Annotated in this window: 15 protein-coding genes and 1 pseudogene; 7 read left to right on the top strand and 9 right to left on the bottom strand. The window is 74.5% G+C overall.

Annotation, left to right across the window (positions count from 1 at the left end):
* Positions 1 to 68 precede the first annotated feature (68 nt).
* Together ACTWO6_RS07390 and ACTWO6_RS07385 are read right to left on the bottom strand one after the other, a co-directional pair.
* Positions 69 to 479: a hypothetical protein gene (locus ACTWO6_RS07390; RefSeq protein ID WP_446218911.1), complete on the bottom strand. Its 411-nt coding sequence runs from the start codon at positions 477 to 479 to the stop codon at positions 69 to 71.
* On the bottom strand, positions 476 to 1,273 hold the full coding sequence (locus ACTWO6_RS07385; RefSeq protein ID WP_446218910.1) for a GNAT family N-acetyltransferase: 798 nt from the start codon (positions 1,271 to 1,273) through the stop codon (positions 476 to 478). Before ACTWO6_RS07385 ends, ACTWO6_RS07390 begins: the two co-directional genes overlap by 4 nt.
* A gap of 41 nt (positions 1,274 to 1,314) precedes the next feature.
* Here ACTWO6_RS07385 and ACTWO6_RS07380 point away from each other — a divergent pair, with 41 nt between their 5' ends.
* Genes ACTWO6_RS07380 through ACTWO6_RS07370 form a run of 3 tightly spaced genes read left to right on the top strand, consistent with a single transcriptional unit; the run spans position 1,315 to position 2,436 of the window.
* Positions 1,315 to 1,701, top strand: coding sequence for a YidH family protein (locus tag ACTWO6_RS07380; RefSeq protein ID WP_446218909.1), 387 nt, complete (start codon positions 1,315 to 1,317; stop codon positions 1,699 to 1,701).
* Positions 1,698 to 1,997, top strand: coding sequence for a DUF202 domain-containing protein (locus ACTWO6_RS07375; protein WP_130332691.1), 300 nt, complete (start codon positions 1,698 to 1,700; stop codon positions 1,995 to 1,997). The genes ACTWO6_RS07380 and ACTWO6_RS07375 overlap by 4 nt, the downstream gene beginning before the upstream one ends.
* A 28-nt stretch (positions 1,998 to 2,025) precedes the next feature.
* On the top strand, positions 2,026 to 2,436 hold the full coding sequence (locus ACTWO6_RS07370; RefSeq protein ID WP_446218908.1) for a PLDc N-terminal domain-containing protein: 411 nt from the start codon (positions 2,026 to 2,028) through the stop codon (positions 2,434 to 2,436).
* Positions 2,437 to 2,486: 50 nt separating this feature from the next.
* Here the strand turns inward: ACTWO6_RS07370 and ACTWO6_RS07365 are convergent, their stop codons facing one another.
* The 4 genes from ACTWO6_RS07365 to ACTWO6_RS07350 form a co-directional block, all read right to left on the bottom strand.
* On the bottom strand, positions 2,487 to 3,299 hold the full coding sequence (locus ACTWO6_RS07365) for an ABC transporter permease (protein WP_446218907.1): 813 nt from the start codon (positions 3,297 to 3,299) through the stop codon (positions 2,487 to 2,489).
* Positions 3,296 to 4,270 carry an ATP-binding cassette domain-containing protein gene (locus ACTWO6_RS07360; RefSeq protein WP_446218906.1) on the bottom strand — a complete coding sequence of 325 codons (975 nt, stop codon included), beginning with the start codon at positions 4,268 to 4,270 and terminating at the stop codon, positions 3,296 to 3,298. The genes ACTWO6_RS07365 and ACTWO6_RS07360 overlap by 4 nt, the downstream gene beginning before the upstream one ends.
* Before the next feature lie 151 nt (positions 4,271 to 4,421).
* Entirely contained in the window at positions 4,422 to 6,044 is a 1,623-nt protein-coding gene (locus ACTWO6_RS07355; RefSeq protein WP_446218905.1) for an acetolactate synthase, read from the bottom strand.
* A gap of 108 nt (positions 6,045 to 6,152) precedes the next feature.
* Entirely contained in the window at positions 6,153 to 6,926 is a 774-nt protein-coding gene (locus ACTWO6_RS07350) for an enoyl-CoA hydratase-related protein (RefSeq protein WP_446218904.1), read from the bottom strand.
* A 98-nt stretch (positions 6,927 to 7,024) separates the two neighbouring features.
* Between ACTWO6_RS07350 and ACTWO6_RS07345 the strand changes: the two genes are divergently transcribed.
* Positions 7,025 to 7,543: a DUF6232 family protein gene (locus tag ACTWO6_RS07345; protein ID WP_446218903.1), complete on the top strand. Its 519-nt coding sequence runs from the start codon at positions 7,025 to 7,027 to the stop codon at positions 7,541 to 7,543.
* On the opposite strand, the gene ACTWO6_RS07340 is transcribed toward ACTWO6_RS07345, so the two are convergent.
* On the bottom strand, positions 7,489 to 7,896 hold the full coding sequence (locus ACTWO6_RS07340) for a nuclear transport factor 2 family protein (protein WP_446218902.1): 408 nt from the start codon (positions 7,894 to 7,896) through the stop codon (positions 7,489 to 7,491). The two genes, ACTWO6_RS07345 and ACTWO6_RS07340, sit on opposite strands and share 55 nt — an antisense overlap.
* 208 nt (positions 7,897 to 8,104) lie before the next feature.
* Between ACTWO6_RS07340 and ACTWO6_RS07335 the strand changes: the two are divergent.
* The 3 genes and pseudogenes from ACTWO6_RS07335 to ACTWO6_RS07325 all read left to right on the top strand — a co-directional run bounded on the left by ACTWO6_RS07335 (position 8,105) and on the right by ACTWO6_RS07325 (position 9,808).
* Positions 8,105 to 8,577: pseudogene (locus ACTWO6_RS07335) on the top strand (DUF6232 family protein).
* The gene (locus ACTWO6_RS07330; RefSeq protein WP_446218901.1) at positions 8,574 to 8,945 is read left to right on the top strand and encodes a DoxX family protein; all 372 of its coding nucleotides are present in this window, start codon (positions 8,574 to 8,576) and stop codon (positions 8,943 to 8,945) included. Before ACTWO6_RS07335 ends, ACTWO6_RS07330 begins: the two are co-directional and overlap by 4 nt.
* 92 nt (positions 8,946 to 9,037) lie before the next feature.
* Positions 9,038 to 9,808, top strand: a complete 771-nt coding sequence (locus ACTWO6_RS07325; RefSeq protein ID WP_446218900.1) for a hypothetical protein — start codon at positions 9,038 to 9,040, stop codon at positions 9,806 to 9,808.
* Between the two features lie 29 nt (positions 9,809 to 9,837).
* Here ACTWO6_RS07325 and ACTWO6_RS07320 read toward each other — a convergent pair whose 3' ends face one another.
* Together ACTWO6_RS07320 and ACTWO6_RS07315 are read right to left on the bottom strand one after the other, a co-directional pair.
* Complete coding sequence (locus ACTWO6_RS07320; RefSeq protein ID WP_446218899.1) at positions 9,838 to 10,737, bottom strand: ribokinase; 900 nt, start codon at positions 10,735 to 10,737, stop codon at positions 9,838 to 9,840.
* A gap of 16 nt (positions 10,738 to 10,753) precedes the next feature.
* A complete protein-coding gene (locus tag ACTWO6_RS07315) occupies positions 10,754 to 11,596 on the bottom strand; it encodes an ABC transporter ATP-binding protein (protein WP_446218898.1) in 843 nt (280 codons plus the stop codon).
* Positions 11,597 to 11,717 lie beyond the last annotated feature (121 nt).

The following is an 11,717-nucleotide window of genomic DNA, read 5'->3' as shown; positions in this document are numbered from 1 at the left end:
CACCTGCGGACGGGTCCGGGACCGCTGCGTCCGAAGCGCCGTCCGCGCGCTCTGGTCCGTCACCGCGGTCAGGCCGGCTCGGCCAGCGCGGCCCTGATCCGGTCGATCACCGCCGCCTCCGCCGGCGCCACCCCGCGGTGCGCGCCGGCCACCTGGTCGGCCGCGGCCAGCACCACCGAGCGGTACGCCTCGACGTCCCCCGGCGACTTCTCCCGCAGGATCGCCACCGCCCTGCTCAGCGCGGGCAGCACCATCGACTCGACCTCCAGCGCGGAGTCCCGGGGCAGCTGCGGCAGCGGGCCGACGGTGAGCGCCTCCTTCACCACGCCGCTGGCGTCGGCCAGCGCCCCGGACGCGGCGACGCTCTCCCGGATCATCGCGAACATCCCGGGCTCGGCGTTCGACACCAGGAAGACGGCGCCGAACGCCCCGGTCTTCAGGGTGAGCCGCTCCTCCGCCGTCAACAGCTCCATGATCACGGAGTGTAGACGTACGGGGTCGTCGTGGTGACCGCTACCAGCCCGAGCCGCTCCAGGATCGGCCGGCTGTCCTCCGAACAGTCCACCTGGACCAGCGTCCGGCCGCGCTGCTCGGCCAGCCGCGCCCGGTACGCCACCAGCGCCCGGTAGATGCCCTTCCGGCGCCACTCGGGCAGGGTCGAGCCGCCCCAGAGGGTGCCGAAGCCGTTGTTGGCCGGGTAGCGGATCCAGCCGGCGCTGACCACGGTCTCCCCCGCCTCGGCCACCACGATCGTGATCGACTGCGGGTCGGCCTCGATCTCCTTCGCCAGCCCGGTCACCAGGTGGCTCCGGTCGTCGTGCCAGACCTCCTCCTCCATGGCGGCGATCCGCTCCAGGTCCTCGCGGGCGGTCACCTCGCGAAGGCGTACCCCCTCGGGCAGGACCGGGACGGCGCCGGCCAGCGCCGCGACCGGGCCGACCACGACGGTCTCCTGGTCCTCCGGGACGAAGCCGGCGGCGCGCAGCCGGTCGCCCAGGTCGGCCGGCTCGTCGTGGCCGTTGAGCTTCCACTCCACGCCCTCGCCCCGGGCCCTGAAGAACTCGACCTGCCGGGCGATCAGCGCGTCCAGCTCCGCGCCGGCCAGCCCGTCCAGCGTGCGGTAGGTGAGGAAGCCGCGCTTGTCCAGGCCGAGGATCCGGACCAGCGGGCCGTCCCGTTCGACGGTCACCCCGGCGGGCAGCGGATCCGGGATCTCCGGACGGAGCTGGGTGTCATAGGCGTCGCGCAGGGTCCGCGCGTCAAGATCGGTCATCCCCCCAGGCTATTCACCGGGCAAAGCGGATAATCGGCGACGTGTGGGAGGCGATCAGGCGGTGGTTCGACCCGCGCGAGATGCGGTCGGTCGGCAGCAGGCCCGACTACCGCTTCTCGCTGGCCAACGAGCGCACCTTCCTGGCCTGGCTGCGCACCGGGCTGGCGCTGATCGCCGGCGGGCTGGCCGCCGCCCAGTTCCTGCCACCGCTGCCCGTCGCCCACCTGCGCGAGGTGATCGCCATCGCGCTGCTGCTGCTCGGCGCGACGGTCGCCGTTCGGGCGGTGGACCACTGGGCGCGTACCGAGCGGGCGATCCGGCTCGGCGAGGAGCTGCCGGCGTCCCGCTTCCCGGCCGCGCTGGCCCTCGCCGTCGCCGTCGGCGCGCTGCTGCTGGTGATCGCGGTGCTGGTCCGGGCGCTCGGGTGACCGGCGACCCCGGGCTCCAGCCGGAGCGGACCCGGCTGGCCTGGCGCCGTACCCTGCTGGCGTTCACCGCGGTCGCCGTGCTGCTGGTCCGGCTCGCCCTCACCGGCGACCTGGCCGGCGCGCTGCTGGCCGGCGTGGCGGTGGTGGGTTGGCTCGGCACGCTCGCCCTGACCTGGCGGCGGGCCACCGGCGCCGGGCCGCGCCGAGCGCAACGCTGGTCCTTCCCGCTGACCGCGCTGGCCGCCGCCGGGTTCGCCGTGCTCGGCGTGCTGCTGGTGGTACGCGGGCTGCGCTGAACGGCATCGGTGGTCCATGATGTCCGACATGATTCGCCTGTACGGGCTTCTCTTCCTGGCCGAGGTCGTGCTCGGCATCTGCGCACTCATCAGCTGCCTCTCCGCGGAGGAGGGTGAGATCCGGGCCCTGCCCCGCATCGCCTGGGTGCTGATCATCCTGTTCTTCCCGCTGGTCGGGTCGATCGCCTGGTTCGTCGCCGGTCGGGAGGCGGGCGCGAGCCGCCCCCGGACCGCCTGGCCGATGGGGAACGGCTTCTCCGAGCGGGACCGTGGTCACCGGCAGGTGGCGCCGGACGACGACCCGGCGTTCCTGTCGTCCATCGGGGAGCGGCCCCGGCAGCAGGACCAGGAGCTCTTCCGCCGCTGGGAGGACGACCTGCGCCGCCGCGAGGAGGAGCTGCGCCGCCGGGAGACCGAGCAGGACCGGCCGGAGGTCTGAGCACCACGGGCTGGGCCACCGGCTGGAGACGTCGGCGGAGGCGGCCCGGGTCACACTCGACGCTTGAGCGCCCGCACGGCGAGCGGGGCGAACACGGCGGCGAGGGCGGCGGCCCAGATCAGCGACTGGACGACCGGCCCGGCCACCGGGCCGCCGACCAGCAGGCCACGCAGCGCGTCGGCCAGGATGGTCACCGGGTTGACCTCCACCCAGCGTTGGAGCCAGGACGGCATGGTCTCGGTCGGCACGAAGGCGTTGCTGGTGAAGGTCAGCGGAAAGATCACCATGAAGCCGAAGATCTGCACCTTCTCCGGCTCGCTGACCAGCACCCCGACCAGCACCGAGATCCACGAGGCGGCCAGCGAGAAGGCGAGCAGCAGGGCGAACGCCCCGAGCAGGCCGAGCGCGCCGTTGCCCAGCCGGAAGCCGAGGACCGCACCAACCCCGACCAACAGCGACACCGACCACGCCTGCTTGACCGTGTCGGCGAGGATCCGCCCGGCCAGCGGCGACCAGCGGGCGATGGGCAGTGCGCGCAGCCGGTCGAACACCCCCTTGGTCAGGTCGTTGTTCAGCCCGAAGCCGGTGGTCATGGTGGCGAAGAAGGCGTTCTGCACGACGATCCCCGGCAACGCGAACTTCAGGTAGTCGCCGGGGGTGCCCGAGATCGCCCCGCCGAAGACGTACGTGAAGAGCAGCACGAACATCACCGGCTGGATGCTCAGGTCGAGCAGTTCCATCGGGTTGTGCTTGATCTGCACCAGGCTGCGCCAGGCGAGGGTGAGCGTGTGCCGCAGCCCGGCGGCGAGGCCCGGCCGGCGGGCCGGGGCCAGCGGGGCCGCGGTGAGGGTGGCGGCGGTCATGCCGGAATCCTTTCCAGTTCAACGTCGGAGCGGCCGTCCTGCTCGGCCCGGTGGCCGGTCAGGGAGAGGAAGACCTCGTCCAGGCTGGAGCCGCGCAGGGCCAGCTCGGCGATCGTGATCTCGGCCTGGTCGAGCCGGCGCACCACGGCGGGCAACACGCTGGGGTCGTTCACCGGCACGGTGACGGTGGTCTGGGCGACCTCGGGGGTCCCCCCGGCGACCTCCGCGGCGATGGACACCACGGTCGGCAGGTCGCTGGCGTCCGCCGGCCGCACCGTCAGGATCTGCCCGCCAGTCTTCGCCTTCAGCTCCTCCGGGCTGCCCTGGGCGATGACCCGGCCGTGGTCGACCACGGCGATCTCGCCGGCGAGCTGGTCGGCCTCCTCCAGGTACTGGGTGGTCAGCAGCACGGTCACCCCGTCGGCGACCAGGCCCCGGACGATGTCCCACAGCTCGTTGCGGCTGCGCGGGTCGAGCCCGGTGGTCGGCTCGTCGAGGAAGAGCACCTGCGGCCGGCCGACCAGGCTGGCGGCCAGGTCCAGGCGGCGGCGCATGCCGCCCGAGTACGTCTTGGCCGCCCGGTCGGCGGCGTCGCTGAGCTGGAAGTCGGCGAGCAGCTGCCGAGCACGGGCCCGGGCGTCGGCCCGGCCCAGGCCGAGCAGCCGGCCGATCAGCAGCAGGTTCTCGGTGCCGGTCAGCGTCTCGTCGACCGAGGCGTACTGGCCGGTCAGGCCGATCAGCTGGCGGACCCGGTGCGCGTCGCGGCGGACGTCGTACCCGCCCACCGTCGCGTGCCCCTCGTCGGCGGCGAGCAGGGTGGCGAGCACCCGTACCGCGGTGGTCTTGCCCGCCCCGTTCGGCCCGAGCAGACCGAAGACCGTCCCGGTGGGGACGGCGAGGTCGACTCCGGCGAGGGCGGTGGTCGCGCCGAAGCGGCGGACCAGCCCCTCCGCCTGGATCGCGTATGTCATCGGAACTCCCGTCGTATCGCTGGCCACCCCACGATGAGCGACGGCGCTGACGTTACGACGACAGCCGCTGACATTCCGCTGATTTTGCTGCGAACAGAAAAACGCGACCGCCGCCGCCGGTCACCCGGCGACGGCGGTCGAGCGGTCGTGGTCAGGCCAGGTTCGACGAGCGGGGGTACGCGTCCGCGGGATCGGTCAGCACGTTGACCAGGTACGGCACGCCGGAGTCGAACGCGCGGGTCAGGGCCGGGCCGAGGTCGGCGGCCTTCTCCACCGTCTCGCCCGCGCCGCCGAGCGCCTCGACGACCTTGTCGTAGCGCAGCCCCGGCTGGAGGTCGGCGGCGACGTCGTAGCCGTACATGGCCCGCATCGGGTGCTTCTCCAGGCCCCAGATGCCGTTGTTGCCGACCACGATGACCACCGGGAGCTGCTGGCGGGCCAGGGACTCGACGTCCATCAGCGAGAAGCCCGCCGCGCCGTCGCCCATCAGCACACAGATCTGCCGGTCGGGGTGGCTGACCCGGGCCCCCATCGCGTAGCCCATGCCGGTGCCGAGGCAGCCGTACGGGCCGGGGTCGAGCCAGGTGCCGGGCTGCGCCGGCTCCAGGTAGCGGCCGGCGTACGAGACGAAGTCGCCGCCGTCGCCGATGGTGATGGCGTCGGGGGCGAGGACCTTGCGCAGCTCGCCGTAGACCCGGGCCGGGCGGATCGGGTCGGTCTCGGCGGCCATCTCCTCGGCGTCGCGCGCCCTGGCGGCGTCCTCGGCGACCCGGAGCTGGGCGATCCAGTCGGCGTGGTCGGCCCGGCCGCCGGGGTGCTCGGCGAGGGCGGTGAGGATGAGCCGCAGGTCGCCGGCGGGGGCGGCGGCGGGCTGCACGTGCCCGGCGCGCTGGCTGGGCGCGTCGACGACGTGCACGACCTTGGCGTCGCCGAAGTCGCCGAAGCCGAGCCGGAAGTCCAGCGGGGTGCCGATCACCACGACCACGTCGGCTTCCTTGAGCGCGACCCGGCGGGCCTTGGCGAAGGCGAGCGGGTGGGTGGGCGGCAGCGCGCCGCGCCCCATGCCGTTGGTGAAGACCGGCACCTGCAACGCCTCGGCGGCCGCCCGCAGGGCGTCGATCGCGTCACCGGCGTACACGTCGGAGCCGGCGATGATGACCGGCCGGCTCGCCCCGGCGATCAGGCCGGCGGCCTTCGCCACCTCGTCCGGGTCTGCCTCGATCGGCGCGATCGGCGACACCGCCGGCAGGTCGGCGTCGCCGACCGAGAAGACCGCCTCGAGAGGGAAGTCGAGGAAGGCCGGGCCGCGGTGCGGGGTCAGCGCCGCGGTGAGGGCGGCGGTGACCGCGCGCGGGATGTCGTCGGCGCTGAACACCGTCTCGGCGTGCTTGGTGACCGGGGCGACCAGCGGCAGGTGGTCCATCTCCTGGAGGCTGCCGGAGCCCCAGCGGAACTGCGGGGCCCGGCCCCCGAGCACCAGCACCGGGGAGGCGTTGAAGTAGGCGCTGGTCAGGCCGGAGGCGCCGTTGGTGACGCCGGGTCCGGCGGTGAGCACGGCCAGGCCGGGGCGGCGCTGGAGCTTGGCCACCGCCTCGGCGGCGAAGACGGCCGACTGCTCGTGCCGGACGTCGTAGATCGGAAAGCCGGTCTTGTACGCGGCGTCGTAGAGCGGGAAGACGTGCCCGCCGGAGAGGGTGAACATCTCCCGTACGCCGTGCGCGCGCAGCGCCGCCAGCGCCAGCTCCCCGCCGTGACCCTCGACCCGTTCCGTCATCGCCGCTCCCCTTCGTCACATGATCGGAGTCACACGCTACTGGCCGGTAGGAAGAATGTGAACCGCTCTCGGGTCGGCGGCGGGTCTCCGCCGCCGACCCGGACCGGCTCAGCGGCCGGTGAAGCCCGGCTTGCGCTTCTCGACGAACGCGGCCATGCCCTCACGCCGGTCGTCGGTGGCGAAGAGCGCCGCGAAGAGCTGGCTCTCCCAGGCCAGGCCGGAGTTGAGGTCCATGTCGAGGCCGCCGTCGACGGCCAGCTTGGCCGCCCGCAGCGCCTGCACCGGGCCGGTCAGGAACGGCTTCACCAGGGCGACCGCGGCCTCGTAGACCTCGGCGGCCGGGACCACCCGGTCGGCCAGGCCGATCCGCAGCGCCTCCGCGGCGTCGACCATCCGGCCGGACATGATCAGGTCCTTGGCGCGGGCCGGGCCGACCAGTCGGGCCAGCCGCTGGGTGCCGCCGGCGCCGGGGATGATGCCGAGCTTGATCTCCGGCTGGCCGAGCTTGGCGTCCTCGGCCACCACCCGCCAGTCGCAGGCCAGGGCCAGCTCGCAGCCGCCGCCGAGGGCGTACCCGGTGATGGCGGCGACCACCGGCTTGGGGATCCGGGCGATCGCGCCGAGCGCGCTGGAGAGGTCGGCGGCCCGCTCCGACATGTCCACGTAGGACATGTCGGCCATCTCCTTGATGTCCGCGCCGGCGGCGAAGACCTTCTCCCCGCCGTACACGATGACCGCGCGGACCTCCGGGTCGGCGGTGGCGGCGGCCGCCGCGGCGCGCAACTCCTCCTGCACCTGGGTGTTCAGCGCGTTCATCGGCGGCCGCTCCAGCCGGATGGTGCCGATGCCGTCCTTGGTTTCCAGCCGAACGAACTCGCCCACGCTGCCCTCACTTCCTCGTCGAAGTCGCGTGCCAACCTTACGACCCGGCTCGTTGGGGTAAGTAGTCTGGTGTCAGCCCCGCCACCGGGAGTCAGGCCATGATCACGTACTACGACGACAGGTCGGTGCAGGTCACCTCCACCGCCGTCCGGGTGGACGGCCGGACCTTCCCGCTCGCGGAGCTCACCATGGTGTGGCACCGGCGCGGCAGCCGCTCCTGGCGGGTGCTCGCCGGCCGGGGCGCGATCGGCGCCGCGCTGGCCGGGCCGCTGGTGGCCGCCCTGCTCGGTGTCGGGCTGGCGCTCTGGCTGCACCGCTCCCCCACCGTGACGGTCGCCATCGTCGGGGCGTCGGTGCTGGTCGGGCTCGGGGTCGGGCCGCTCGCCGACTTCCTCTTCGAACACCTGGACCGCTCGTACGCCCGGGGCGCCCGGCAGCTCGAGATGTGGGCCCGCTGGCGCGGCCAGCCGGTCCGGCTGCTGCGCACCGGCGACGCGCTGCGCTTCGGCCAGATCTACCGGGCGGTGCAGCGGGCGATGGAGTCCGCGCCGACCGCCGGCCGTCAGAACGTGATCGGCTCGTCCGGCAGCAGCCCGAGGCCGCGCAGCAGGCCGTAGGTGTCCTGCTCGCCCCAGAACTGCACGATCCGTCCGCCGGCCAGCCGGTACATCTTGCAGGCGCTCTGCACCGTGGTCGCCCCGGTCGCGTCCCGCCGGTACGTCTGCGCGAACGAGACGACCACCCGGTCGTCGACCGCGAGCAGCTCGACGATCCGCTGGTCGAGCACGGTCAGCCCGGGCGAGGAGACGGCCCCCTCGACGTAGTGCCGTCCCTGCACCGCCGTGCCGGAGCCGTAGATCTCCACGTCCTCGGCGACCACCTCGGCCAGCTCGGCGAGGTCCTTGGTGACGAAGGTCCGCAGGTACCGGCGGACCACCTCGACGTTGCGCTCCCGCTCATCGGCCCCCATGCGCCCCGACCGTACGCCGGCCGACGCCTCCGCGCCGGCCCGCCGGCAGCGACGGATGCGCACCGCCCACCCTCCGTTCGCCGACTACGAAGCTGATGACGTCAGTGAATCACCCGTGGGGCCGGCCCCGGGTGTACCACCACCCGGCCGCGATTCATCCACGACATCAGCTTCGTAGCGTCGTGGCAGGACATCCGGCGGCCGACCGATCGAGGGGCGACGAGCGGTACAGGTCACCTCCGAATCCATCCGCGCGGGCGGGCACGTCATCGCGCGCGCCGACGTGGCGTACGTCTGGCACGCCCGGGGCGCGACCACCCTGGCGGTCCGGGGTCGCGTCCTGGGACGCGGGGTCCTGGTCGTGCTCCTCTCCCTGCCGCCGCTGGTCGCGCTGGTCTGCGTGGTCTCGCTGGCCTGGGCCGCGCAGGACCGGGGCAACTGGAAGCTGGCGCTGGTCATCCTCGCCGCCTTCGTGGTCGGCGGACTGGCCCTCACCCCCTTCCTGGAGCTGCCGCTGGGCTGGCTGGACCGCTCCTACGAGCGCGGCAACCGGGTGCACGAGCTGTGGGTGGAGCACCGCGGGCGGGAGGTGATGCTGCTGCGCACCCCGGACGCGCTACGGTTCGGGCAGATCTACCGGGCCGTGCAGCGCGCGTCGAGCAGCAGGGGGACCATCGATGACCACCCGTCGCGCCGAGGCCGCCGCGCTGGCCGGGCTGCTCGCCGCCGCCGGCGTCACCCACCTGCTCCGGCCCGGCTTCTACGACCCGATCGTGCCGCGCGCGCTGCCCGGGCCGGCCCGGTTCTGGACGTACGCCAGCGGGGTCGCGGAGCTGACGGTGGCGGCGGCGGTGGCGCACCCGGCGACCCGCCGGACCGGAGGCATGGCCGCGGCCGCGCTCTTCGCCGCGGTCCTGCCGGCGAACGCGCAGATGGCGTACGACTGGCGGCACAGGAGCCTCGCCCGACGGGCCGTCGCCTACGGGCGGCTGCCGGTGCAGGCCCCGCTGATCTGGTGGGCGGTCCGGGTCGCGCGCGGCCGGTCATAACTCCGCCCCCCGGTCGGCCGGGCGCGGGACGTGACGCGGACCGCGCCGTCGCCGCCGCGCGCCGCTGGCGGACCCGACGCACACTGGGGGACATGGCGATTCCCCTCCCCCGGCCCGGCGCCGTCGTCGGCCTCACCCGCTCCGCCCTGGACCAGGCGTTCGGCTCGGCCGCGTCGTTCGCCACCGTACCGGCCCGCGCCGTCGCGGTGCTCGACGGGGTGGAGGCGCTGCTGCACCGGATCAACGGGGTGGTGGACCGGATCGAGGGCACCCTGGACCGCACCGACCGGGTGCTCGACGACGCCGAGGCGGCGGTCCGCGAGGTCGCGGTGATCAGCGCCGCCGCCACCACCGCCATCGAGACCGCCACCGAGGTCGCCGCGGCGGCCGCCGTGGTGGTGGGCGAGGCCGAGCGGGTCTCCGCCGCCGCGGCCGTGGTGGTGGGCGAGGCCGAGCGGGTGGCCCGGGCCGCCGGCACGGTGGTCGCCGAGGCGGACGCGGTGGCCGGGCGGGCCGCCGGCACGGTCATCGCCGCCGAGGAGGCCGCCGGCACCGCCGCCGAGCTGCTGGCCGCGTACGAGCCGGCGCTGCGCCGGGCCGCGCCGATGGCGACCCGCTTCGTCGAGCAGCTCAGCCACGACGAGGTGACCGCGGCGATCCGGCTCGTCGACGAGCTGCCGAAGCTCAAGGAGCACCTGACCGCGGACATCCTGCCGATCCTGGCCACCCTGGACCGGGTCGGCCCGGACCTGCACGACCTGCTCGACGTCACCCGCGATCTCAAGCTGGCCGTCGCCGGCATCCCCGGGCTGGGCATGCTGCGCCGCCGGGGTGAGCGGCTGACCGACGAACCGGCCGACTGACCGGCCCGGAACCGGAACGGCGGGCCGGGTCAGGCGGGCGGGACGTACAGCTCGTCGATCTCGACCCGGCGGGGCAGCGCCACCGAGGCGCCGAGCCGCCGTACGCAGGCCGCCCCGGCCGCCGCCGCCCAGTGCACCGCGTCGACCAGCTCCCGTCCCTCGCCCCAGGCGACGGCGAGGGCGGCGGTGAACGCGTCACCGGCCGCGGTGGAGTCCACCGCCTCGACCTTGACCGGCGGGACGTGCACCGACCGGCCGTCCCGGTCGCCGTACCAGGCGCCCTGCGCGCCGAGGGTGAGCACCGCCCGGGGCACCAGGTCGAGCAGCGCCGCCGGCTCGTCCCGGCCCCGACCGGTGAGCGCCTGCGCCTCGGTCTCGTTGACCACCAGCAGGTCCACCGCGGCGAGCAGGTCCGCCGGCACCTGCCGGGCCGGCGCCGCGTTGAGGATCACCCGGGTGCCGGCGTCCCGGGCCGCGACCGCCGCCTCGGTCACCGTCTCGACCGGCACCTCCAGCTGGGCGATCAGCACGTCCGCCTCGCGTACGGCGTGCAGCTCGCCCTCGGTCAGCCCGACGAACGCCCCGTTGGCGCCGGGCGTCACCAGGATCGCGTTCTCCCCCTCGGCGCCCACCATGACCAGCGCCACCCCGGAGGCCCCGTACACCACCCGGAGCTGGCTGGTGTCCACTCCGGCGGCGGTGATCCGGGCCTTGAGGGTGACCCCGAAGGCGTCCGAGCCGATCGCGCCGAGGAAGACGCAGGACGCCCCGGCGCGGACCGCGGCGATCGCCTGGTTGGCGCCCTTGCCCCCGGGGAGCATGACGAAGTCGCTGCCGAGCAGGGTCTCCCCCGGCCGGGGCAGCGCGGGCGCGGTGCCGACCAGGTCCATGTTGGCGCTGCCCACCACGGCCACCCGGGTCTGCTGCACGGTGTTCCTTTCCGCCTCAGGCGGCGCGGGCGGTCCAGCGGTCGCCGGAGCGCTCGACGACCAGGGGCAGGCCGAAGGTCTTCGAGAGGTTGTCGGCGGTGAGGGTGTCGGCGAGCAGGCCCTGCGCCACCACGCCGCCCTCGCGCAGCAGCAGCGCGTGCGTGAAGCCCGGCGGGATCTCCTCCACGTGGTGGGTCACCAGCACCAGCGCCGGGGCGTCGGGGTCGTACGCCAGCTCGGCCAGCCGGGCCACCAGGTCCTCGCGACCGCCCAGGTCGAGCCCGGCGGCCGGCTCGTCGAGGAGCAGCAGCTCGGGGTCGGTCATCAGCGCGCGGGCGATCTGCACCCGCTTGCGCTCCCCCTCCGAGAGCGTGCCGTACGCGCGGTCGGCCAGGTGCCCGATGCCGAGCTGCCCGAGCAGGGCCCGGGCGCGGGCCTCGTCGGTGCGGTCGTAGCTCTCCCGCCAGCGGCCCACCACCGACCAGGCGGCGGTGACCACGACGTCGCTGACCCGCTCGTCGGCGGGGACCCGCTCGGCCAGCGCGGCGGTGGAGAGGCCGATCCGCATCCGCAGCTCGTTGACGTCGGTGCGGCCGATCCGCTCGCCGAGCACGTGCGCGACGCCGGTGGTCGGGTGCAGCCGCCCGGCGGCCAGGTTGAGCAGGGTCGTCTTGCCGGCCCCGTTCGGCCCGAGCACCACCCAGCGCTCGTCCAGCTCGACCCGCCAGTCGACGTCGTGCAGCAACGCGGTGCCGGAGCGCTTGACGCCGACCCCGTCGAGGCTGACCACCAGATCCGCGTCCACGGTCGAGGGGGCGGCGGGGGCGCCGGCGGCGGCGGGGATCAGGTCACCAGTCACCGGTCCATCCAATCACGCACCGCGCGAGCTGCCCCCCACGGGCGGCGCCACCGCCATAGGGTGAGGCGCCGTGTCGTTGGTCACCTACCCGGAGGACGGTCCATGCCCTGTCAGGAGCCGC

This window comes from Micromonospora sp. IBHARD004 (genome assembly GCF_052814115.1).
Note: the sequence above shows the minus strand (reverse complement) of the source record. Positions and strands in the feature narration are given on the sequence as shown.

Bases quoted from the DNA above. Each gene is read 5' to 3' on its own strand.
- ACTWO6_RS07385 (WP_446218910.1), bottom strand. From the start codon at position 1,273: ATGACCGATCTTGACGCGCGGACCCTGCGCGACGCCTATGACACCCAG.
- ACTWO6_RS07325 (WP_446218900.1), top strand. From the start codon at position 9,038: ATGGCGATTCCCCTCCCCCGGCCCGGCGCCGTCGTCGGCCTCACCCGC.
- ACTWO6_RS07345 (WP_446218903.1), top strand. From the start codon at position 7,025: ATGATCACGTACTACGACGACAGGTCGGTGCAGGTCACCTCCACCGCC.
- ACTWO6_RS07340 (WP_446218902.1), bottom strand. From the start codon at position 7,896: ATGGGGGCCGATGAGCGGGAGCGCAACGTCGAGGTGGTCCGCCGGTAC.
- ACTWO6_RS07355 (WP_446218905.1), bottom strand. From the start codon at position 6,044: ATGACGGAACGGGTCGAGGGTCACGGCGGGGAGCTGGCGCTGGCGGCG.
- ACTWO6_RS07370 (WP_446218908.1), top strand. From the start codon at position 2,026: ATGATTCGCCTGTACGGGCTTCTCTTCCTGGCCGAGGTCGTGCTCGGC.
- ACTWO6_RS07330 (WP_446218901.1), top strand. From the start codon at position 8,574: ATGACCACCCGTCGCGCCGAGGCCGCCGCGCTGGCCGGGCTGCTCGCC.
- ACTWO6_RS07360 (WP_446218906.1), bottom strand. From the start codon at position 4,270: ATGACATACGCGATCCAGGCGGAGGGGCTGGTCCGCCGCTTCGGCGCG.
- ACTWO6_RS07365 (WP_446218907.1), bottom strand. From the start codon at position 3,299: ATGACCGCCGCCACCCTCACCGCGGCCCCGCTGGCCCCGGCCCGCCGG.